Source organism: Paraburkholderia sp. J76, assembly GCF_905220295.1.
In the GTDB taxonomy this organism is placed as follows: Bacteria; Pseudomonadota; Gammaproteobacteria; order Burkholderiales; family Burkholderiaceae; genus Paraburkholderia.
Genome location: NZ_CAJMZJ010000025.1, coordinates 1 through 22,428 on the forward strand (window position 1 = coordinate 1; position 22,428 = coordinate 22,428).

At 65.6% G+C, this 22,428-nt stretch carries 19 protein-coding genes; 10 read left to right on the plus strand and 9 right to left on the minus strand.

Features of this window, described 5'->3' with window-relative positions:
• Window positions 1-143: 143 nt before the first annotated feature.
• Entirely contained in the window at window positions 144-941 is a 798-nt protein-coding gene (locus U5768_RS30700; RefSeq protein ID WP_322034113.1) for a MetQ/NlpA family lipoprotein, read from the minus strand.
• A gap of 308 nt (window positions 942-1,249) precedes the next feature.
• Between U5768_RS30700 and U5768_RS30705 the strand changes: the two genes are divergently transcribed.
• Together U5768_RS30705 and U5768_RS30710 are read left to right on the plus strand one after the other, a co-directional pair.
• Window positions 1,250-2,668, plus strand: coding sequence for a YeiH family protein (locus U5768_RS30705; RefSeq protein WP_322034081.1), 1,419 nt, complete (start codon window positions 1,250-1,252; stop codon window positions 2,666-2,668).
• Window positions 2,665-2,886, plus strand: coding sequence for a hypothetical protein (locus tag U5768_RS30710; RefSeq protein WP_322034082.1), 222 nt, complete (start codon window positions 2,665-2,667; stop codon window positions 2,884-2,886). Before U5768_RS30705 ends, U5768_RS30710 begins: the two co-directional genes overlap by 4 nt.
• A 4-nt stretch (window positions 2,887-2,890) precedes the next feature.
• On the opposite strand, the gene U5768_RS30715 is transcribed toward U5768_RS30710, so the two are convergent.
• A complete protein-coding gene (locus tag U5768_RS30715) occupies window positions 2,891-3,715 on the minus strand; it encodes a phosphate/phosphite/phosphonate ABC transporter substrate-binding protein (RefSeq protein ID WP_322034083.1) in 825 nt (274 codons plus the stop codon).
• A gap of 128 nt (window positions 3,716-3,843) precedes the next feature.
• Here U5768_RS30715 and U5768_RS30720 point away from each other — a divergent pair, with 128 nt between their 5' ends.
• On the plus strand, window positions 3,844-4,845 hold the full coding sequence (locus U5768_RS30720; protein WP_415914002.1) for a fatty acid desaturase: 1,002 nt from the start codon (window positions 3,844-3,846) through the stop codon (window positions 4,843-4,845).
• Between the two features lie 3 nt (window positions 4,846-4,848).
• Here the strand turns inward: U5768_RS30720 and U5768_RS30725 are convergent, their stop codons facing one another.
• Window positions 4,849-6,021, minus strand: coding sequence for an epoxide hydrolase (locus U5768_RS30725; RefSeq protein ID WP_322034085.1), 1,173 nt, complete (start codon window positions 6,019-6,021; stop codon window positions 4,849-4,851).
• A 383-nt stretch (window positions 6,022-6,404) separates the two neighbouring features.
• Between U5768_RS30725 and U5768_RS30730 the strand changes: the two genes are divergently transcribed.
• The 4 genes from U5768_RS30730 (at window position 6,405) to U5768_RS30745 (ending at window position 12,566) form a co-directional block, all read left to right on the plus strand.
• Window positions 6,405-7,136, plus strand: coding sequence for a substrate-binding domain-containing protein (locus U5768_RS30730; RefSeq protein ID WP_322034086.1), 732 nt, complete (start codon window positions 6,405-6,407; stop codon window positions 7,134-7,136).
• Between the two features lie 144 nt (window positions 7,137-7,280).
• Complete coding sequence (locus tag U5768_RS30735) at window positions 7,281-9,056, plus strand: tannase/feruloyl esterase family alpha/beta hydrolase (RefSeq protein ID WP_322034087.1); 1,776 nt, start codon at window positions 7,281-7,283, stop codon at window positions 9,054-9,056.
• Between the two features lie 129 nt (window positions 9,057-9,185).
• Window positions 9,186-10,535, plus strand: coding sequence for an aromatic acid/H+ symport family MFS transporter (locus U5768_RS30740; RefSeq protein ID WP_322034088.1), 1,350 nt, complete (start codon window positions 9,186-9,188; stop codon window positions 10,533-10,535).
• A 588-nt stretch (window positions 10,536-11,123) separates the two neighbouring features.
• A complete protein-coding gene (locus tag U5768_RS30745) occupies window positions 11,124-12,566 on the plus strand; it encodes an undecaprenyl-phosphate glucose phosphotransferase (RefSeq protein WP_322034089.1) in 1,443 nt (480 codons plus the stop codon).
• Window positions 12,567-12,633: 67 nt separating this feature from the next.
• On the opposite strand, the gene U5768_RS30750 is transcribed toward U5768_RS30745, so the two are convergent.
• Entirely contained in the window at window positions 12,634-13,461 is an 828-nt protein-coding gene (locus U5768_RS30750) for a WecB/TagA/CpsF family glycosyltransferase (protein WP_322034090.1), read from the minus strand.
• Window positions 13,462-13,781: 320 nt separating this feature from the next.
• On the opposite strand from U5768_RS30750, the gene U5768_RS30755 reads away from it, so the two are divergent.
• Genes U5768_RS30755 through U5768_RS30765 form a run of 3 tightly spaced genes read left to right on the plus strand, consistent with a single transcriptional unit; the run spans window position 13,782 to window position 16,724 of the window.
• Window positions 13,782-15,503 carry a GMC family oxidoreductase gene (locus tag U5768_RS30755; RefSeq protein WP_322034091.1) on the plus strand — a complete coding sequence of 574 codons (1,722 nt, stop codon included), beginning with the start codon at window positions 13,782-13,784 and terminating at the stop codon, window positions 15,501-15,503.
• Window positions 15,503-16,447 (plus strand): NAD(P)-dependent oxidoreductase, encoded by a 945-nt coding sequence (locus U5768_RS30760; RefSeq protein WP_322034092.1) that lies wholly within the window; start codon window positions 15,503-15,505, stop codon window positions 16,445-16,447. The genes U5768_RS30755 and U5768_RS30760 overlap by 1 nt, the downstream gene beginning before the upstream one ends.
• 31 nt (window positions 16,448-16,478) lie before the next feature.
• Complete coding sequence (locus U5768_RS30765) at window positions 16,479-16,724, plus strand: hypothetical protein (protein WP_322034093.1); 246 nt, start codon at window positions 16,479-16,481, stop codon at window positions 16,722-16,724.
• Between the two features lie 55 nt (window positions 16,725-16,779).
• On the opposite strand, the gene U5768_RS30770 is transcribed toward U5768_RS30765, so the two are convergent.
• The 5 genes from U5768_RS30770 to U5768_RS30790 form a co-directional block, all read right to left on the minus strand.
• Complete coding sequence (locus U5768_RS30770) at window positions 16,780-17,091, minus strand: hypothetical protein (protein WP_322034094.1); 312 nt, start codon at window positions 17,089-17,091, stop codon at window positions 16,780-16,782.
• A gap of 93 nt (window positions 17,092-17,184) precedes the next feature.
• Window positions 17,185-18,588, minus strand: a complete 1,404-nt coding sequence (locus U5768_RS30775; RefSeq protein WP_322034095.1) for a lipopolysaccharide biosynthesis protein — start codon at window positions 18,586-18,588, stop codon at window positions 17,185-17,187.
• Window positions 18,581-20,293: a glycoside hydrolase family 44 protein gene (locus U5768_RS30780; RefSeq protein WP_322034096.1), complete on the minus strand. Its 1,713-nt coding sequence runs from the start codon at window positions 20,291-20,293 to the stop codon at window positions 18,581-18,583. The genes U5768_RS30775 and U5768_RS30780 overlap by 8 nt, the downstream gene beginning before the upstream one ends.
• Complete coding sequence (locus tag U5768_RS30785) at window positions 20,280-21,575, minus strand: hypothetical protein (protein WP_322034097.1); 1,296 nt, start codon at window positions 21,573-21,575, stop codon at window positions 20,280-20,282. The genes U5768_RS30780 and U5768_RS30785 overlap by 14 nt, the downstream gene beginning before the upstream one ends.
• Window positions 21,576-21,593: 18 nt before the next feature.
• Complete coding sequence (locus tag U5768_RS30790) at window positions 21,594-22,313, minus strand: polysaccharide biosynthesis/export family protein (RefSeq protein WP_322034098.1); 720 nt, start codon at window positions 22,311-22,313, stop codon at window positions 21,594-21,596.
• Window positions 22,314-22,428 lie beyond the last annotated feature (115 nt).

Genomic DNA, 22,428 nt, shown 5'->3' on the forward strand with positions numbered 1-22,428 from the left:
GTGAGCGGCTTTCTTTGCCTACTTTCTTTGCCGCTGCAAAGAAAGTAGGTGCCGCCCCGCACAGGGGCAACGCTGGCATACCGCCACGAATTCAAAGAAGCCCCAAACCCCAAAAAAACCCAAAACCCAAAAAAACAACCCTCCTACTGCCCCGCCCCCTTCCACGCAGGCAGCGTAGCCCCACGATAAACGGCAACAATCTCCGAAGCCACATTAGGCTGCTGATAACTCTCAACAAGCGCACGCACCCAGGGTGCATTAGCATCCTTCTCGTTCACGGCAATGAAGTTACGATAAGGATTACCAGGCACCTTCTCCTGAGCAATACGTTCCTGCGGAATCTTGATCCCAGACTTCACGGCCCAGTCGGTGTTCACCACAGCCGCATCGAGATCACCAATCGCGCGCCCCACAATGCCAGAATCGAGTTCCTTGATATGGATGTTCTTCGGATTCTTCTCGATGTCGCGTGCGGTCGGCAAAAGACCCACGTCGCCGCGCAGCGTAATGAGTCCTTGCGCCTGAAGCAGCAGCAGCGAGCGGCCTTCGTTGCTCGGATCGTTCGGCACGCCGATGGTCGCGCCCTGCGGCAGTTCGGCAACCGACTTCACCTTGCGCGAATACAGCCCGATAGGCTGCACATACGTAAAGCCCACGGGCACGATCTTGTAGCCGCGCGCCTTGATCTGCGCGTCGAGATACGGCTGGTGCTGGAACGAGTTCGCGTCGAGGTCGTGGCTGGATAGCGCTTCGTTGGGCTGCGTGTATTCGGAGAAGGTGGTCACCTTTATCGCAAGGCCATGCTTCGCGGCATTGGCGGCGACCACGCGCCACACGTCCTCGTCTTCCCCCGACATGATGCCCACGCGCAGCGTCTGGTCCGCCGCGTGCGCGAGCGTCACGCCCCCAAAGCTCACGCCCAGTGCGAGCGAAGCCAGCATCGTGCCCAACAAGGTTCTTTTCTTCATAGTTCCGTTATTCGATGAGTTTTGGATAAGGCGATGCTAGAGAGCGCGCCGCAAGCGGACAACCAATTTCGGGAGCATTGCTTAGCAATATTCGTCGTTTTGCGGCACGCCGCAGCCGTTGCATACAAGTCGCTGCATAAGCTTTACGGAAATCGTTATTTCGATTTCGAAGATCAGCATTCCATACTGTCTGGCGAGGCGCGCGCTTCGGGATGCGTAGCGCCTGTTTAACGGCGACATCGCGATCGCCGCAAACGGGGTTCAAACAGGGGAAAAGCACTATGAGCGATTCGACTCTTGCAGCAGAGGGTGGCAATCACGCGCGTGGGCAGGCCGTTGCGGCTCAGCGCAAGCCATTCGGTACGGAAGACTGGTGGGCGGTGGCAATCGGACTCTTCGTCATTGCGATCGCGTACGTGCTGTTTGCTTCCGGCAGCAGCATCAAAAGCCTTGCGGTGGCGCCGGCGCGCTGGAACGACTTCGGCGCTCTCGCGCACGACCTTGCCGCGCACGCGGGCGGATATGCGGCGCTCTTCGTCGGGTTCGCGGTCGTGTTCTCCGTGGCGATTGCGGCGCTCGGCTTGCCCGTGGCGCAATTCGTCGGAGGATTTCTCGTTCTTTTCGTAGTGTCGGCGCTCATCTTCGTCGTGGGTGCCTGGGCGCAAGCTACGCGCTACAACCTCGAGCCGCCCCTCATCGCGCTGGCGCTCGGCCTGATTGTCTCGAACGTATTCACGGTGCCGGCGTGGCTCGCGCCGGCGCTGCGCGTTGAGTTCTACATCAAGGTCGGGATCGTGCTGCTCGGCGCGACGCTGCCGCTCACGCTCATTGCGTGGGCCGGTCCCGTGGCCGTGGGGCAGGCCACCATCGTTTCGCTCGTCACTTTCTTCGTGATTTACGGCACGGCGCGCGCGCTGAAAATCGAGCAGCGCTTCGCGGCGGTACTGGGCGTGGGCGGCGCGGTGTGCGGCGTTTCGGCGGCGATAGCGATCGCGGGCGCCGTGCGCGCGCGGCGCGAGCAGGCTTCGGTGGCGATCACGCTGGTCGTGGTGTGGGCCATCGTCATGGTGTTCGCGCTGCCCGCGCTTTCACGCGCGTTCGGCCTGCCGACAGGCATCGCCGGCGCGTGGATCGGCACGTCGGAATTCGCGGACGCGGCAGGCATTGCCGCCGCCCAGGCCTACGGCGACCTCGCTCGCCATGCCGGGGGCGCGGTAGCGGGCGCGCCCGACGCGGCGCTCCAGGCGTTCGTGTTGATGAAGGTGGTGGGGCGCGATATCTGGATCGGCATCTGGGCCTTCGTGCTGGCGATCGTGGCGACAACCCGCTGGGACCGCGAGTCCGGCGACGATCTGCGGACCACGACGCGCGCCCGCGAAATCTGGACCCGCTTTCCCAAGTTCGTGATCGGCTTCGTCATTGCTTCGGCGTTCGTCACGTGGGTTGCCTCGCAGTACACGCTGGCCGAATACCGCAGCGTCGTGACGCCGGCCTTCGTCGCGCCGATCGTCGCGTTGCGCACGTGGGCGTTTACCTTCTGCTTTCTCAGCATTGGCCTGACGACGCGTTTCGCGGCGCTTTCGTCGACGGGCGCCAGGCCCCTTGTCGCGTTCACCGTTGGCGTGGCCGTGAACGTGGTGCTCGGGTATGTGCTCTCGGCGCATGTATTCGCGCCGTACTGGCTGGCGCTCGGCAAATGAGCATCGACGGCGCGGCAGATTTTGCGGCACGGCCACAGTGCGGGCAATGCGCTCACTGGGCCGACGACCGCGCCGTGCTGGAGGCGCGCATCGCGGGGTTGGCCTCGTTCGGCTCGGCTTACGGGGCGAGCGTTGGGCAGAGCCGGTTATGCTTGCGGCACGACCGGCTGACGCAACCCGAGGATCGCTGCGCGGCCTTCGTTGCGCGCGCAACGTGACGACCTATCGAAGTTCGCGATAGCCCCAATGCGCGGCGGCGTCGGCCATGTCCTCGATTTCGGCGTACGCCTCGCCAGCGAGCCTGGCGAATCCGCGCAGACGCAGCGTGCGCGCGCGTTCGGGGTCGGCTGCGAGCGCAGCGTCCAGCGCATCGCGCAGCGCCTGAACCCTATCTTCGCCGAGCGTGCGGGAGGCGATCAGCGGCAGACCCGGAGCAGAAGCCGTCATGCCGATAGTCCGCACGCTATCGAACATTTCGGGCTGCGAATCGTTAAGCAACGCGAACGTAACGCAGTCTATCGCGCCCACGTCCGCGTCGCCGCTCGCGAGGGCGCGTAACGTGGCCGCGTGCGAGCCTGTCCAGCGCACCGAGCCGAAGAAGCGCCCGTCGCGCGCGAGCGGCGCGACCGCGTGGCGCAATGCGTTCATGCCGCTATGCGAATCCGCGCTGTTGCACGCGGCGCGCAGGCCGCGGCAAGCGTCGAGCGTTTTCGCGCCGCGCTCCCACGCCTCGGCTGAAACCACCAGCACGCTTCGGTAGCGCGGGCCTTCGCAACCGGCTGCGTCGAATATCGGAGTCGAGACGAGATGGACTTCGCTCGCGAGGCCGAGCATGCGGTACGGAAATCCGCAGCTCTGCGAGAGCAGTAAATCTTCGCCGCGCCAATGGGACATGAGTTCGCCTTCGGGCGCGTTCACAACCGCGACGTCGCCCAGTTCGAACGAGCGCGCCAGCAGGGCCACGCAGTCGTTCAATAGCGAGCGCCACAACGCCGCATGGCGCGGCGTCACGTTGTACATCGGCAGGGAGGCGATCCAGCGGGTCATCGGCGCATTCTACGCCGCGTGGTCCTCGCGCGTCGCGCGGCGCGGAGAAATAAGCAAATGGCAATTCGTTGGTTGGGCTAACGCGTGGCGTTCGGTATGGTGAAGGCCTGAATTGCTTTGCTCTCCGTATGGAGTGGCATCATCCTTCGTCGCGGGAGTCGACGCATATGGCCGAATACTTCGACGCAGACCACGCGCGGGAAGTCGCCGCGCTCGGCGCAGGCTTCACCGCACGCACGGAGTGGCCAACGTGGCTCCTCATCGCCGTGATCTACGGCGGCTGGTTTGCGGTGATCGCGTGCATACGTTCAGGTGTCCTCACGCTTTGGCTCGCCACGCCATGCCTCATCGTGCTGTGCGCGTTGCATATGTCGCTTCAGCACGAATTGCTGCACGGTCATCCCACCCGGTTCGCGTGGCTGAACATGGCATTGGGGTGGCCGCCGCTCGCGGTGTGGTTTCCCTATGCGGTGTACCGCGAGAGCCATATGGCGCACCATCGCGACGAAGCGTTGACCGTGCCCGGCATCGATCCTGAAACGAACTACGTGCGGCCCGAACAATGGGCTCGCCTGCCGCGCTGGCATCGCGTGTTGTGGCACGCGCGCAAGAGCTTCGTGGGACGTATGGTGATCGGGCCGCCCATGAGCGTGGCCGCGATGCTCGCCGGCGCGGCGAAAGCGCAGCGCGGCGGCGACTGGCGACAGGCGCCGATGTGGCTCGCCCACCTCGCCGCCGTCGTGCTGCTGCTCGCGTGGGTGCAGCGTTATGCGGGCGTGCCGTGGTGGTGGTATCTCGCCGCCGTCACGTGGCCTGCGCTCGGGCTCGCGATGGTGCGCTCGCTGTACGAGCATCGCGCGGCGTCGCATCCCAAGGCGCGCATCGCCATCAACGAGGCCGGGCTCGTCATGCGCTTTCTGTATCTGAACAACAACTATCATCTCGTGCACCACGATCTGCCGCGTTTGCCGTGGTTTCAACTGGCGCGCGCCTACCGCATGCGTCGCGACGATTATCGGCACAAGTGCGGCGGTTTCGTGATCGAAGGCTACGCCGCGCTGCTCAGGCGCTACGCGTGGCGCGCAACGGATGCCCCCGCGCATCCGTTCGGCGATAACGCGGCGCAGTGACGTTCACTGCCGCAACCGCCTGAAAAAGCGGCGAATGTCGGCGGCGAGCAGATCGGGCTCTTCCATGGCGGCGAAATGGCCGCCGCTCGGCATGTCGGTCCATTGCACGACGTCGAACACGCGTTCGAGCCATGATCGTGGCGGATGATTGATCTCCTTCGGGAAGCGCGCGAACGCGACCGGCGGCACGACGCGTTGCCCGGACGCGAAACGGAACGGCTGGAGACGGTTTTCCCAATACATCTGCATGGACGTGCCTATGCTGCCCGTGAACCAGTACAGCGAAATGTCCGTGAGCAGGGCGTCCTTCGAGAACCGGCGCTCGATCACGCCGTCACAGTCGCTCCATGCGCGAAACTTCTCGCCGATCCACGCGGCTAGTCCCGCCGGCGAATCGTTGAGCGCCGCCGCCGCGGTTTGCGGCTTCGTGCCATGCATATGCGCATATCCGCCCTCCAGTGCCGCCCAATCGGCCTTCTCGCGCAAATAGTCCTGCTCCTGCGGGCTGAGCGGCGCTTGCGCGTCGTCGATTGCGGGTTCGTACGAACTGGGCAGGAAGTTCAGGTGGATGCCCTGCACGGCCTGGCTGTGCCGCGCGGCTAGCGCGATGGACACACCCGCGCCGAGATCGCCGCCTTGCGCGCCGAAGCGCTCGTAGCCGAGACCGCGCATGAGTTCGGCCCACAGGTCCGCGACCTGAAATGCGGAGTTGCCGGGCGTGGCGGGCGCGGGCGAAAAGCCAAAGCCCGGAAGCGACGGGACGACGACATCGAACGCATCGGCCGGGTCTGCGCCGAATGAGCCGGGGTCGCACAGCCGGTCGAGCAGCGCGTGGAATTCGACGAACGAGCCCGGCCAGCCGTGCGTGATCACGAGCGGATAGGGCTTTGGGCCCGCGCCGCGCCGATGCACGAAGTGCACGCGCGTGCCGCTTTCAGCGCCCCCAGCGCCCAGGCTGGCCATGAACTGCGGCATCTGGTTCAGCGCGCGTTCGGCGGCGCGCCAGTCGTATTCGTCTGCCCAATACGCGACCAGCTCGCGCAGCCATGCGCTATCGGCGCCTTGTTGCCATGCCGGCGCGGGCGTCGCGTTGGCCCAGCGCGTGGCGCGCAAGCGCTGGCGCAGGTCGTCGATTGCGTCCTCGGGCACGCGAATTTCGAATTGCTCAATATGCATGATGGTTCGTCCGCACGATATCAGGCCAAAGATCCGATCATTATGAGCGAATTCGCCACCCCGCAACGGGCGCCCCGCAGACCGTTCCAATTCCCTCCATCGCTTACCGGATGTTTATCGAGGCATCCGTTTTATTTATTGGCTTTTCTGCAAGGCGGGGCCCCTCTTTGGGCAGATAGGGCGCGGCACAAACCCTGCAGCGCCCTTCATTTCGGGCATTTTCGGGCGTCGAATGCCGCACGTATTGATTGGCGCGAGCGCTGATTTTTCGCGCAATCCAGGTAATTGCCCTGGCTACTAGCGCCGGGCGGCCAATTTGTACTGTAGCGGCGAAGTGCACGCTAAAGCAGCCTCGCTCTCTCTCTCGACCAAACCGGAAGTCAATGGCAAAGGAAAACGTAACGAATAACGCCGCGCTGTCGGGTGTCGGGTCGATGGCGACGCGCCGCCTGCTTGCGGGCCTCGTCGAACAATACGCGCGCGAAACGGGGCAGCGGCTGACGGTTGCCGCGACAGGCGGCGTGCAAGCCGAGCGGCGCGTGCGTGCGGGCGAGGCGTTCGATTTCGCCGTGCTGGCCTCGGCGGCGATCGACCGCCTGACAGCGGGCCGATACCTCATCGGCGCGCGCACGGATGTCGTGCGCTCCGCCATGGCAGCGGCCGTCGCCGCAGGTGCGGCGCGCCCGGATATTGGCACGGAGGGCGCACTGCGCGAGACGATGCTGCGCGCGGCGCGCATCGGCTATTCGTCTGGGCCGAGCGGCGGCCATTTGCTGGCGCTGCTCGAACGCTGGGGCCTGGCCGAAGCCATAGGGCCGCGCCTCGTGATGGCGCAGCCGGGCGTGCCGGTGGCGAGCCTCATTGCCGGTGGCGAGGTCGAAATCGGGTTTCAGCAATTGAGCGAGCTAAACGAAGTGCCGGGTGTGGACGTGATTGGCCCGCTGCCCGTCGGCGCGCAACTCGTCTCCGTATTTTCCGCGGCGATTTGCGCCGTGTCGCAACGGCAGCGGGCGGCGGCGGATTTCCTTGCGTTCCTCGGTTCGGAACGCGCGGAGGCAGCCAAACGGGCGTTTGGCATGGAGCCCGCGCGGGGTGCGGCGCCCACGCAGCAATAACGAAAATAGATGGCGAGTTAAGGCGATCAGATTGGACATCCATTGGTCCATACATCTACGTTAATTAGACATCCTTATAAAAATATCGGAGGCGTGAAAAATGAATCGGAAGAACGTGAGTACCCGCAACACCAGGAGGCAGGCATGAGAAACCCGCCTATCCAGCGGCTTTTCGCGAGCGCCCGCGCCCGTGCGGCGGCGCTGCTCTCACTGTGCGCCATCTTCGCGGCGGCGACGCTCCTGGCCGCGTGCGGCAGCGGCGGCGGTGGCAGCAGCAGCGGTGGCGACTCGAAAGCGCCGCTCGCCGTCGTGGCGCCCGTGGTGGATTGCTCGAAGCTGGCATCGGTCGACATCACCGACATTGGCGGTGCGGGCAGCGCGATTACTTCGGCCGCCGTGACCACGGCGACCGTGAACGGTGCGTCGGTCAGCTTCTGTACCGTGAAGGGCACGCTCGCGCCTTCCAATACGTTCGAAGTGGCGCTGCCGGTGAGCACGTGGACACAGCGCTTCGCGGCGCTGGGTTGCGGCGGCCTGTGCGGCGACGTGAGCGATCCCACGCAGCAGGCTTCGTTCAGCTTCAGCTACACGTGCCCGCTCGTGCAGGAAGGCGGCTTCGTGACAGCGGCGACCGACATGGGCCACTCGGGCAACGACACGGCCTGGACCACGGACCCGCAAAAGCAGGCTGATTTCGCCTATCGCGGGCAGCACATCACGACGCTCACGGCGGAAAAGCTCATCAAGGCCTATTACGGGCAGACGCAGAAATACGCGTACTTCATCGGCTGCTCGGATGGCGGTCGCGAGGCGCTCATGGCCGCGCAGCGCTACCCGAACGACTATAACGGCATCGTCGCGGGCGCGCCGGCGGCGCATTTCCAGATCCAGAACTCGCTGTATCACGGCTGGAGTGTGGAGTCGCAAAGCACGACCGGCGACAGTACCGGCAACGCCACGCTATACGCCGACAAGGCGCTTGTGCTGCACAAGGCGGTGGTGGCCGCATGCGGCGGCCAGGCCGGCGTGCCCGATGGTTTGATCGCCGATCCGCGCACCTGCAATTTCGATCCCGCCTCGATCCAGTGCGCGCAGGGCGCGACGAACACAAGCAACTGCCTGACCGCCGCCGAAGTGGCCACCGCGAGCAAGATCTACGGCGGACCCGTGGATGCGGCCACGGGCGAGCGCATGCTGGCGGGCTCGCCGCAGATGGGCTCCGAAGAGAACTGGGTAGGCGTGGAAGTGCCGACGACGAACTCGACGGCCGCGCCGGTTCCGGTCAAGAGCCTGTTCAGCGACATGATCGTCACGGGCGCCTACAACCTGATCTTCACGGGCTCGCCCACCATGCCGACCATCGACACCTTCGGCTATACGGATGCGAGCTTCTACCCGACCTATCTGCGGGCCAACCATCCGCTGATGGATGCGACGAATCCCGACCTCTCGGCATTCAAAAAGGCGGGCGGCAAGTTGATTCTGTGGCATGGCTGGGCCGATCAACACATCTCGCCGCTCTTCACCATCCAGTACTACGAAGCAATGCAGAACACGATGGGCGCTTCGAACGTGAGCGAATTCGCGCGCCTGTACCTCGTGCCCGGCGTGGCGCATTGCGGTGGCGGCGAAGGTTTCCCGAACATCGACCTTGTTTCGCAGATCACCGCGTGGGCCGAGCAGGGCACGGCGCCGAACGCGGTCATGACGTATCAAACCGATTCTTCGAATAGCGTGACGGCCAGCCGCCCGGTTTATCCGTATCCGGCCGTGGCGCAGTTCACGGGCACCGGCGACTGGCACATCGGCGCGAACTGGGCGCAAGGCGCACCGCTGTATAACGAGCCCACGCGCGCATGGGCGGGCTCGAGTTTCTACACGCCGTACACGCCGGCTACGCAAGGCGTTGCCGCGCCGTAACGGGGCATACGCCTGATGCGTAGTTGGACCGGCCAGCCTTTCGGGGCTGGCTTGACAGATAGCACTACATAGAGATTTTGACCCGGTCACGGGCGAGCGGCAGACCACGGAACGGACAGGAGACGACAGATGTCTGGCAGCAAAACAATCGATATCAAGGCGTTCATCGACGAGCGCCATATTTCGGCCTACCAGTGGCTGCTGGTGGCGCTGTGCTTTCTCGCGGTGACCGCCGACGGCATGGACGTGGCCATCATGGGATTCGTCGCGCCTTCCATCATCCACGCGTGGGGCATTTCGCGCCCCGAGTTCGGGCTCGTCATGAGCGCGGCGCCCATCGGCCTCGTGATCGGCGCGCTGGCGGCCGGCCCCGCCTCGGATCGCATTGGCCGCAAGTGGGTGCTGATTACCTCCGTGTTCCTCTTCGGCGTATTCACGATCCTCACGGCGTTCACGCAGTCGCCGGTTTCGATGGCGGTCCTGCGCGTGCTGACCGGCATCGGTCTTGGCGCGGCCATGCCGAACTCCACGACGCTGCTTTCCGAGTACTCGCCGCAACGCCGCCGCGCGCTGCTCATCACGATCATGTTCACGGGCTTCAACCTCGGTTCGGCCTTGATCGGTTTCGCGGCGGGCTGGCTCGTGCCGAACCACGGCTGGCGCTCGGTGCTCATTTTCGGGGGCGCCATTCCGCTCGCGCTCGTGCCGCTGCAGGCGTGGCTGCTGCCCGAGTCGGCGCGTCTGCTGGCCGTGCGGGGCGCCACGAGCAAGCGCATTGCCGCGACGCTCAACCGCGTGACCGGCGCGAACTTCGCGGGCGACGAGACGTTCGTTTCGACCGAGCCGCCGCTGCCCACGCGCAAGCCGCTCGGCGTGCTGTTCTCGCAAGGCTATGGCGCGATGACGCTCGCGCTGTGGGTCACGTATTTCATGGGCCTGCTCGTGATCTATCTGCTCACCGGCTGGCTGCCTACGCTGATCAAGGACGCGGGCCTTTCGATCACGGTGGCGGCGAACGTCACGGCCATGTTCCAGATCGGCGGCACGATCGGCGCGGTGCTGGTGGGCTGGATCATGGACAAGGTGCGTCCGGCGCGCGTGATCAGCGCGGCGTATGTCGGCGGCGGTATTTGCGTGCTGGCGCTGGCCGGCGTGGGCGCGCTTTCGTCGTCGCTCGCGTTGCTCGTGTTCGCGGCGGGTTTCTGCATGAGCGGCGCGCAAACGGGGCTGAACGCCTACGCGCCGGGCCGTTATCCCACGGTTGCGCGTGCAACGGGCGTGAGCTGGATGCTTGGCATGGGCCGTTTCGGCAGCATCTTCGGCTCGGCCATCGGCGGCGCGCTGCTGGGCCTCGGCTGGGAATTCGCGGCGATTCTCGCGATGCTCGCCGTACCGGCCGTGCTTGCGGCGATCGCGATCCTGATTTCGCAGCGTGCGCGTCTCTCGGAACCGGCTACGCAGGTGAGCGCGGCGCACTGAGTTTTCAATCGGCTAACCAACGCGGGATTGTGCGGCGCGGCGGCGGCGATAAAAGAGCCGTCGCGCATTCCGATTGACCTGGTCAAACGTTTGCGCGAACGTAATTCCCCCCATTCGCGCAAAAAAACTGCTTTTCATTTTTATTAAAACCGCGAACATACCCCATTAGGAATAGCGGCGCTAATTCAAGCTTATTGGCAAATTCACCACACCTCTTACCGGATCACGCAAATTCATAATGGACTGGTAAGATACGCGCGAATATGGGATGGCGGCTCCATTGCGGATTACCGGCGCGAACCTAGACCACTCGCGCTGCCGGAACAGGAGTTCGCCCCATCTGGCCGACGGGGAGAGCGGTCGTCTTGCACAACGAATTGCGCTCAATGTTTAGAAAGAGCGCGTACGTTCGCCATGTGCGTTCATTCGCAAGCGTTTGAGATTCGCATTTCGTCTTTTAGTGAATCGTCTCTCGCGCGGCTTGCCGCTGTTGCGCTTTTGCGCAGACGGTCATTCCCCTCGCAGTCGAATCCCGCCGTCATGCCAATCAGGCGTATAAAACAGTCGCACGTACCGGCCGAATCCGTCATGTCCACCCAGTCGACCCACCATCACCGCCTTTTTATGGCGCTGGTCGGTGTCATCAGCGCGGCGCTCAATACGGGCGCTCTCGTCGCGCTGTTGTGGCTGCGCGGTCAGACCGGCGACACGCCATACACGCGCGCGTTGACCGGCGCGTTCGCCGTGGCCGCCTTCGTGGTATTCGCTCGTTTTCATCTGATTGCCAGCGCGCGCCATCTCTGGTGGATGCTGGGCCGCGGCGCATGGCGCTGGTGCCGGCTGCCGGTCGCGCTCATGGTGCTGCTGTTCGTGACGCAAGGCGATAGCGGCGCGCCGGACCTGCGCACGCTGGTCGCCCAATGGGCAACTATCGCGCTGCCGCTGCAACTCGCCGGCCTCGCGGTATTACGCGGCGTGGCTCACAGCATCAACAACGCGCCCGGCAACCTGCGCCGCGCCGTATTCTTCGGCATGGGGAGCGAGGCGCGCAAGCTGAACCTGCGGCTGCAGCGCTCGCCGATTCTCGGCATTCACGTGGCGGGCTATTACGACGACGCACCCGCCGCGCCATGCGACGGGGAAACGCTGCCGCCGTATCTCGGCCGCCATGAAGACGCCGCCGCGCCTATTCACGCGAACGACTACGAGATCGTGTTTCTCGCGATGGGGCAGACCGCGATGGCGCAGCGCGGCGCGACTGACGTGAAGGACATCCCCGCCGATATCGTGACGCGCCTCTACGATTCGACGGCCGCGATCTATCTCGTGCCCGAACTGCACTACCTGGACGATGTCGCCACGACCGGCGCCGACCTCGCCGGCGTGCCGCTGCTCGCGCTCCACGACGTGCCCATCCTGGGGCTCTCGCGCGTGCTCAAGCGCCTCGTGGACATCGCGGGCGCGGCGCTCCTGCTCGCGCTGCTGTGGCCGGTCATGCTCGCCATTGCGCTGGCTGTGCGGCTCGATTCGCCGGGCCCCGTGATGTTCAGGCAGCGCCGCAACGGCGAGCACGGCCGGTCGATCGTCGTCCACAAGTTCCGCTCGATGCGCGTGGCGACCCAGGACGAGGGCGAAGCAGTGGAGAAAGGCGTGCGCCAGGCCCGCAGCGGCGACGACCGGATTACGGCCGTGGGACGTTATCTGCGCCGTACTTCGCTGGACGAGTTGCCGCAACTCTTCGATGTCCTTAGCGGTTCGATGAGTCTCGTGGGCCCGCGCCCGCACGCGGCTGAGCATAACGAAGAGTACCGGCAACTGATTCCCGGCTACATGCTGCGCCATAGCGTGAAGCCGGGCATCACCGGTTGGGCGCAGATCAACGGGCTGCGCGGCTTGACCGATACGCCGGACAAGATGCAGCGCCGCGTGGAGTACGACCGCTACTACATCACGCACTGGTCGCTATGGCTCGACCTGCAGATCCTGCTGAAGACGATCCCGTCGATCGTCTCGGGCCGCAATGCGGTTTGACGCGTGCGCGTCGGCGGGGGCCTTCGCGTCTGCGTCTGTGTCCGCGTTTGGGTCGGCGTTCGGGCCTTTATGCAGCCGCGCGGCGCTGCGTGCGCGCCATGCGCCAGTGACGCCACAGGATGCCGAAAAAGCGGCGGTCGTCCACGAGGTAGCGGCGCCACAGGCGCGCGGGGTCCTGCTTGATGCGCCAGCACCATTCGAGACCGCAGCGCTGCATCCACGCCGGTGCGCGTTGCTGCAGCCCGACGGCGAACTCCACGGCGGCTCCCGCGCACAGCATGAGGCCGCCCGGCAGCGCCTGGGCGTGATGCAAAGCCCAGCGTTCCTGCTTGGGCATGCCGAGGCACACGAACACGATATCGGGCGCGGCCGCGCGCACGCGGGCCGCTACCGCTTCGCCCTCGGGACCGGTGGGATCGAACGTCATGGAAGGCGCGATCACCTCGACGTCGAGGCCCGGATAGTGCTGCGCGAAACCGTCCACGAGCGTGGCTTCGCGGCCCGGCTGGCCGCCCACCACCACGACTTTCCAGCCGCCCGCGCGAGCGCGCTCGCACAACGCGGGCAGAAGGTCCGAGCCGGTCACGCGTTCGGGCAGCGGCGCGCCGAACAGGCGGCTCGCCCACACAACGGGCATGCCGTCCGCGAACAGGAAATCGGCGGTGCGGTAAAGGCGCTGAAGATCGGGCTGGGCGTCGAGGCGCACCACGTGATCGACGTTCGGCGTGACCGCCACGCGCGCCCGGCCGTCGCGCTGCAAGGCGGCGGTGCAAAGCACGTCGAGCGCGGTGTCGAACGACACGGCAGCGATATGGAGTCCGAACAAGGGAATGCTCGGATTGAAAACACCCCGCGCGGCCGCCTGCGGCGCCGCTGTTATGTAAGGCGTGCTCATGTTGTTTTTGTGACCCCGACGCGCGCACACGACGAGAGCCACGCACGGCGCCCGTTGAACCGGCGTCGTGCCACCCCGTCATGCGACGAACGTTATGTTTTTTTCTGGTCTCCTGGCGTTTGCCAAGGTGCTTTGGACTTCAGACTGAATCTTACTGCTGTGTCAGTGCGCCGGGTGATACGACAGTCTTTTTTTAGAGACAAAAATCGCGACGCCGATGAAATTTCTTTGGTTGCGCCCACGGTTGCGCGCGAACGATCGGCTACTATCGCCGCGGTTTGCTTTGCGCTTTTCCCTTACTCATTCGCTCACGACAAACGATGATCACCGACGCCAGTGAGATTCCCGCCGGCACGCAACTGCGCGCGGACCTGTGCATCGTGGGCGCCGGCGCGGCCGGCATCACGCTCGCGCTCGCGCTGGAGGAGAGCGGACTCGACGTGATCGTGCTGGAGAGCGGCGGCGAGGCGCACGAGCCCGAAACCCAGCAACTGTATGCGGGCACCGTGGCGAATGCGGACCTGCATCCGCCGCCGGACAGCTACCGCGTGCGCCGCTTCGGCGGCTCGACCACGCTGTGGGGCGGCCGCTGCATGCCGCTCGACGCGCTCGACTTCGAGCCGCGCGATTACGTCGCGCACAGCGGCTGGCCGATCTCGTTCGCCGAGGTGCTGCGCCACTACCCGCAGGCCAACGCGTTGTGCGAAGCGGGCGAATTCGCCTATACGGCCGAAGGCGCGTTCGCGGCGCCGCTGCGCCCGATGATCGGCGGCCTGGCAAGCGACGTGTTTTCGACGCACACGCTGGAGCGCTTCAGTTGCCCGACGGATTTCGGTCAACGTTACCGGGCGCGTCTCGCGAAAGGCCGCGTTCGCGTGCTTCAGCACGCGAACCTGTGCCGCCTGCCGATGGAGGCGGGCTCGATGCGGCGCGTCGGCGCAGCCCAGGTGCGCACGGTGGGCCACGCAGGGAACGCGGCGTCCGGCACGACGTTCGAGGTCGCCGCGCGCGCCTACGTGCTGGCTACGGGCGGTCTTGAGGCGCCCCGGCTTATGCTCAACAGCCCCGGCCCGAGCGGCCACGGGCTCGGCAACGCGCATGACGTGGTGGGCCGCTATTACATGAGCCATCTCGCGGGCACCATCGGCACTATCGATCTCGCGGCGGCGCAGTCCGTGTGGCACGGATACGAGGTGACCGAGGAGGGCATCTATTGCCGTCGCCGCCTGGCCCTGCGCCCGGAACAACAAAACGCGCTGCGCGCGGGCAACTTCATTGCGCGCCTGCATCATCCGCGTATTCCCGACGCCGGGCACGGCAACGGCATTCTCTCCGCGCTGTATCTGGCGCGCGGCGTGGTTCCCTACGAATATGCGAAGCGCCTTTACGACGGCACGCCCGAAGGCTACGCGGGCTCCACGTTCGCGCATATGAAGAACGTCGTTGCGGACGCACCGAACACAGCGCGTTTCCTGTGGCACTGGTTGCGGCGGCGAACGCTCGCCGCGCGCAAGTTTCCCTCGGTGATCGTGCGTCCCGCGAATCTGCGCTTCTCGCTCGACTTCCACGCGGAACAGGAGCCCAATCCGGCGAGTCGCGTCACGCTGGGCGAAGAGACCGATGCGCTGGGCTTGCGCCGCATCCACGTGGACTGGCGCTACACGCAGCAGGACGTCGCGACCGTGAGCCGCGCGCTCGCCGCGCTCGCGCACGAGATCGAGCGCACGGGCGTTGGCCGCTTCGCTTACGACCCGGCGCAGGTCGAAGCCGAAATGACGCGTTACGGCGCATACGGCGGTCATCACATCGGCACGGCGCGCATGGGCCATGACGCGCGCACGAGCGTCGTCGATGCCGACTGCCGGCTGCACGAAGCGGACAACGTCTACGTGGCGGGCGCCGCGGTGTTCCCGACTTCGGGCCAGGCGAATCCGACCTTGACCATCGTCGCGCTCGCGCTGCGGCTGGCCGGGCACCTGAAGGGCGCCGCCGATCTTCGCGCGCTGCCCCTTCCCACCGCAAACCAATCCGAACCCGCGTGATGAAAGCCCGTATTCTCGTTCTCGGCGCGACCGGCTTTGTCGGCCGCCATCTGGTGAAAGCGTTAAGCAGTACAGATTGGGCGGAACCCGTAGCCGCATCGCGCAGGGAAGGCAACGGTGTGCGTCGCGTGGACGCCGCGGACCCCGCATCGCTCGCGGCCGCACTGGCCGACGTGGACGCGGTGGTCAACTGCGTGGCGGGCGCGCCAGCGGCGATCGCCGCCAATGCGCGTGCACTGGCTGCCGCGCTGGCTGCGCGCGGCGCGGCGCTGCCCGTGGTCCACTTCAGTTCGATGGCGGTGTACGGTGACGCCGATGGCCGTATCGACGAAACGACCGTGCTGGACGCCGCGAGCCCCGCGTTGAGTCCTTACGGCCGCGCGAAAGTCGAATCGGAAACACGGCTTGCTTCGCTGCCCGCGCTCACGATATTGCGCCCCGGATGCATCTACGGAGGCGGCAGCCCTCAGTGGTCCATACGCATTGCGCAACTGCTGCGCGCGCGGCGTCTGGGCGACCTTGGCGCGGCGGGCGACGGTTGCAGCAACCTCGTGCATATCGACGACGTCGTGCAGGCGGCGCTGGCTGCCTTGCGAACGCCGGCCTCGGGCGCGCAAGCCTATAACCTCGCGATGGCGCAGGCGCCGCGCTGGAACGAATACTTCGTTGCCTACGCCCGTATTTTGGGGGCGACGCCTGTGGAGCGCATCGGAATGCGGCGCCTTGCGTTCGAGACGAAAGTGCTGGCGCCCGCGCTGAAGATTGCCGAAATCGCAGGGCGGAAAATCGGTGGCGTGACGGTGCCGCCGCCATTGCCGCCGTCGCTTGCGCGGCTATGGCAACAGGACATCCGCCTGGACGCGCGACGTGCGCAAGCGGCCTTCGGCATTACGTGGACGCCATGGCACATCGCGCTTCAGGCCGAAGCGTTGATGGCTGGCTAAAGTTTGCGAGCCCGCCGCCGAAAATCCATGCATGGCGCACGAACAACCGAAACCACCGCAAAACGATCCCGTCTGGGCGCAGGCGCGGGCCTTGGAGGCCAGCATCCGTGCAATCAGGCGGGCACAGGGAAAGAGGAATCCTGAAGATTGCGTGCCGGGCAGCGCAGAATGTCTCGCGGTCATGGAAGCCTTCGTGCGCGACGTCGGGCGTGTGCTCGCGCTGGAAATGCGCGAGCACGAAAAGAACGGCGGCAGCGACGAGAATTCCACGGAGTGAAGTTCGCGAGTGCCACGCACGGCACTCCGTCAGGAGTCCTTGCTAGGGACGTTAGCTATTGAGCACCCGGTGACTTCACGCTCGGGGTCGCGAGCGAATTGTTGCTCGTCGGGCCGCTGGTATGGGTTGCCGTGTCGGGGTTCATGCTCTGACGCAGCGGCGAGTTAGGCGGTGCCGAGCCCGCGTCGGAATTGATGACGCCAGGCATCCCGTAGCCGCTCGAGGTATCGTTCATCGGGTTCGTGGCCGCACCCGGAGTGGTGGATGAACCGCTATTTCCCATGCCAGGCGCCGTTTGCGCATACGCACTGCCAGACAGGGCGAGGACGGCCGCTGCCGCGATGAGAGTACCGGTTGCCTTGTTCATGATCCGTACCTCCTTGAAACAGGGTCTCGATGCAGACGATAAGCGCCTGCGTGACCATGAATATTCCGCAATCGCCGTGCCGCACGCCCCGTTTTAAGCGTCCCGTTTCCCGTCTCCACCCGCCACGCCTCCACGGATACGCTCGACTACCCATCGGCCGAGCAACGCAAGCGGTAACACGCCTAGTAGCCGATGCGCCGCCCATGCCGCAAGCGCGCCGTTCGCGGCAACGGCAAGCGACGCCGCCGCGGCTGCCCCGACGCTGCCGCCAATTGGCGTGAGCACGGCGAGGCCGACGAGAAGCACGGCGACCGAGTAGAGATTGATCCGGTACAGCACGGAAGTGTGCGCAGTCATGCCGAGCAGTTCGGGCATGGCGGTAAAGCATGCCGCCGCGATCTGGCCGAGCGCGAGCACGCGCAGCGCGGCAGCGCCGCCGCCAAAGCCCGGGCCGAACAGGCGCAGCAAATGTTCGGGAAAAAGCAGCATGCACAGCGCAGCGGGCAACGCGAGACACAGCACGAGGCCCGCCGCCTGCGCCGCGCTTTTATCGAGCCCATGCCGGTCGTTGCGCGCGAAGAGGCTCGCGAACTTCGGGGCGGCCATGCCGGTCACGCCGCTGATCAGCAGATTGATGACGAGCGCGAGACGCCACGCCAGCGCGAAAAGCCCGGTCTCGCGCGAGGAGGCGACGATGCCGAGCACGATGGCGGGCGCCGAGGTGATCAACAGCTTCGTGAATTCCAGCGTGAAAAGCGGCAAACCTGCCTTGAGGAAGCGGGGCGATCCGGCTGGCGGTCGTGAACCGGCCGATCCGGCCGGTAAGTCACGCAGAAAGCGCTTGAGCAGAAACGCCCCTGCCAGCGCAGTGAGCGTGAAGCTGGCGGCGATCAGCATGAGTGTGCTGGCGACGCTCATGCCGCGCGTCAGGCCGAGCGGGATGGCGACGGCGCAGAAGATCGCGGGCCACAGCCACGAGTAAATCATCTGGCTGCAGCCCACGCGCTGGAGCCCGGCAAGCGCTCCCGCTATCGCCGCGCCGAGATTTTGCGGGATGAACGAGAGCGCGCCGAGCGCGAGCGGCAACGCGAGTTCGGGTTTCTTGAGCACGTCGTGCGCGAAAACGAAAGCGGACGCACCCAGCGCGACCGAAATGGCCGTCGAGGCGAGCAGCACCAGCCACAGCGCGCGGCGAACGGCAGGCCGCACGGCGTGCGGCTCGCCTGCTGCGAGGTCCATCGCAATCTGCCGCGTGAGCGCCTGGTCGATGCCGAGGCGACCGAAGCCCGCGAGCGCCACCATCGTGCTGAACACGATATAGAAGTCGCCTGTGCGCACCACGCCGAGCATGGCCGCGATCAGCAGATGGAAACCGTAGCGGCTCGGAAGGTCGAGCAGACGGACGCCCAGGCTTACGAGCGAGCCGCGGATCATCGAGCTGCCGTGCGGGCGCGCGGGCGTTCGCGCCGGGTGCCCGGTTTCGGCGGCGTCACTCATGCCGCGCCTCGCCGCCGCGCAGCACGAACAGCGTCACGCTCTGCGCGGGCAGGCTTGCGCGCAGCGCGCCGTCCTGGTAGCGCGCGTCGGGCATGCGGAACAACTGGTTGTTCGCGAGCCGCCAGGTTTCGGCCACGCCGCTCGCCGCGAAATGGTCGAGCGCGACGGCGGCGTCGGCGGGACGGTCCAGTTGCTTGTTGATGACGACGAGCGTCAGCGCGTGGTCGCGCTCGCGCAACGCGGCGAACGCGGAAACCGTGTCCGGGTCGGGCGCGCTCGCGGCAATGCTGGTCGCGCCGAACGCCGCGCCGTTGCCGTCGTAGTTGCGATAGAGCTTGAACGCCTTGTACACCGGCATCGACGGATCGAGCGTGCCCCAGCGCGTGGCGATGTCCAGCCCTTCGCGGCCGAATATGCCGAGCACGTCGGCCTGGGCGGTCGCGCCGTTCATCAGCGTGTCGCCGCCCCAGTTGTATTCCGTGATGGCGATGGGCGTGCCTGGATAGTAGTACGTATCAACCCAGCGGCGCATCAGCGGGATCAGCGCCACCACGTTGTTGATCCACGTGGGGTCTTTATAGTTCGGGTCCCACAGGTCGCGCGTGGAGCGGTTGCGCATGAGCGCGACGGCCTGCGAGTTCGTCACGCCCGCTTCGGCATATTCGCCGCCCTGCGGGTAGAAGTGCAGGCTGAACACGTCCACCGGACGCCCCGCCGCTTTCCATTGCGTGAGCAACCACGGCACGTAGGGCATGCCCTGGGTTTCGCCTGTGCGGTCGGGCGTGTGGTCCAGGCCGTGGTCCGCCGCGTACTGCTGGTCGAAGCCGCTGTAGAAGTATCCCTGCCAGCCCCATTCTTCGGGCGCGACGATTTGCGCGTGCGGGTCCGCCGCCTTCACGGCGCGCGACCACGCGATCACCTTGCCGGCGATTTCGCTCGCATGCGCGCCCGTGGGATGCACGTCGCGGTGAATGAGTTGCCAAAGGCTCGGCTCGTTGTCGAGCGCGTAGTAGCGCACGCCGCCCGCGTTCGCGCCGCCGAACTGCTTCACGAGATCCGCCACGCGCGCCTGTTCGTTCTGCGGATCGTCGGGCGTCGAGGCGTCGTTCGGGTCGTTGCCTTCGATCGGCTTGCCGCCTGCCGCCACGCCGTTGCCGGCGTCGGCATGGCCGTTCACGTCGTGGTTCGGCTGCGGGCCGTATCTGGCGATCGAAAAGCTCGCGAGCGTCTCGCGCGCCGGGCCGAGTTTCGCCACGCGGCCCAGCATCGGAATGGTCACGATGGGCGTGGCGCCCGCCGCCTGCGTGAGCGCGACGAAGCGCTCGCCGAACTGGTCGTTGATGTCGGCGGGATTGACGGCGAGGCTTTCGAAATACCAGTCCTTGCCCGCGTTGCGCGCGTCGATGCGCCAGTTGTAGGCCGACGCGCTGTTGCCGCCCGAGCGGTTGACCGGCGCGCGCAGGTCTTGCAGGACGGCGGTCGTGCCGAAGTTGATGCCGTAAATCAGCGGGCTGATGGGATGACGGCCTGCGGCGGCGTCCACGGAGATGGCCACTGGCAAGGGCGTGCCCGAGGTGGCGTCGGTGCAGGCCGCCGCGCCCGACATGAGCAGCGCGCCGATCAGCAGCGTGTGCAGGTCGGGGCGCTTGACGGTGGGCTTGACGGTGCGCTGGATGGAGCGTTTGACGCGATCAGGGCGAAGCATGGTGAACCTGCAAGTCGGCATGGTCGGCAAGATCGTCGTGTACGTTGTCCAGATCGCCCACACGCCAGATGTACGCGAAGATCGCGAGGATAACCGAGGTTTCGCCCGGCGTGAGCGTGGGCGGATAGAAAAACGAAATGAGCAGGACGTAGATGAGATAGTCGAACAGCGCGCCGAGAAAATCGTCATCGACCTTCTGGCGCAGACGCCGGTAAAACATCATGCCGCGCAACTGGAAGAACAGGATGATGAGCACGCCGATCAGGCCGTACTCGAACACGATGCCGAGCCACGTAATGTCGGCGAGGAAGAAGAAGTGGTGAAAGTAGTCGATCAGGTTGTCCTTGCTGGTCGAACTGATCGTGCCTACGCCGAAGATCCAGCGCAACGGTTCGCTGCCGAGGAACTTCGTGGCGAGCAGGATGGTGATGCGCCGCGTGTCGAAGCCCGTGCTCGCGTCCGTGCTGAACGTCGTGGCGAGGTAGCCCGCCGAGAACATGGCGACGAGCGCGACGGGCGCGGCGAGCAGCAACAGGATGCGCGTGCGCATGCGCGACCACGCGAAGGTATTGATGACGAGCACGCCCACGATGCCGATGACCATGGCGCGCGTCTTGACGATCAGCAGCGTGACCGCGAACGCGACGACCACGCCGCACAGATACCCGGCGTGCTTTTCGAAAAAGGCGCGCCGGTAGCAGAAGAACAGCAGGATCAGCGGGAAATACATCGACATGCGGATGCGATGGCCACGGCTGTCGCTGCTGAAAAACGGCGACTGACCGACCACGTACGACTCTTGATACCAGGTGGCGGGCACCACGGCCCAAAGCACGATCAGCACCGCGAGAATGACGGCGCCCAGCACGAGGAAGCCGCGTTCGAGTTCGCCGAGCGTGGGCTTGAGCGTAAGGAGCAGCGCGAGGAACGAGAAGAAGTAGAGGATGGGCAGCAGCTTCACCTGCGCCGTGATGCTCGTGAAAAAGCTCTCGTGGAAATAAAACACAGCGGCGAAGCTCGGCACGAGCAGAAGCCACGCGAAGCTGATGAGGATTTGCCGCGTCATGGGAAAACGCGGTTCGCCGCCCAGACGCAGCGCGCCCGGCAGCGCAATGACCGGCAGCGCTTTGGAGAGCGCCCAGAGCGGCGCGAGCGTGCTCAGGTAGTGAAAGGTCTGGCCAAAGAGCGGCAACAACAAAAACAGCCACCACGTGACCCGCCCCCGGGCGCTCTCGCTCGAAAAGACGGGGGCAAGCCCGGCGGTCGTGGTGGCGGTTTCCATCAGGTGCGCTAACTAAACCTAGTAAAACGTGGGGTTGTTCGAGATCGTGTAGTCGAAGCCGCGCTGGAATGGAAGGACCTTGTCGATGTGCTGATCGACCCACTGGTCGACTTCGGCAATCGACGACTTCGGCACGAAAATCGTGTCGGTGGCCTGCAATATGACGTCCTGCGCGGGATCGCCGCGATGCGTGAGCGCGTCGATGTCGATCGTGCGCAGCATCGGGCGGCCGTCCGGACTGCGGCGAATCAGCACGACTTCGTTGGTGCGCGCCGTGTCGAGCAAGCCCTGCGCGGCGGCAATGGCCTGCAGCACGCTCATGCCCGTGTGCAGCGCGATTTCGCCGGGGCGCGCGACCTGGCCCGCCACGTACACCTTGGCGGCCGACTGCACGATCGAGACCGAGGCGTGCGCGTTCTTCGCCATGCCGGCAGCGGCGAGCGCGTGGTTGATGGCGTCGCCGAGCTCGGCCACCGTGAGGCCGGCTGCTGGAATCGTGCCGGCGAACGGCATGGTCAGGCCCCCGTCCGGCGCGACCGCACCGCGAAAGTTCAGCTCGGCATTGAAGGGCATGACGACCGAAAGGTCGTCGCCGGGTTCGATGCGATAAACGCCCGGCGTGGCGTCGGACCACGCGGCGAAGTGCGTGCGCTGCTGGAATTGCGGCTCCACCCACGTCTGGGTGCAGGCGCTAAGCGTCATCAGCCCGAGGACGCAGGCTGGTCGGAGTATGTTCATCGGGCGCGTGGGTGAAGCGGTGGCGGGCGGGTCGTGATCTCTTGTCAAGTAACGGCAGGATTTGCCGTTAATGAAGGGTGGAACCCGCACGATTTTTTCGCCGATGTCAATTTGA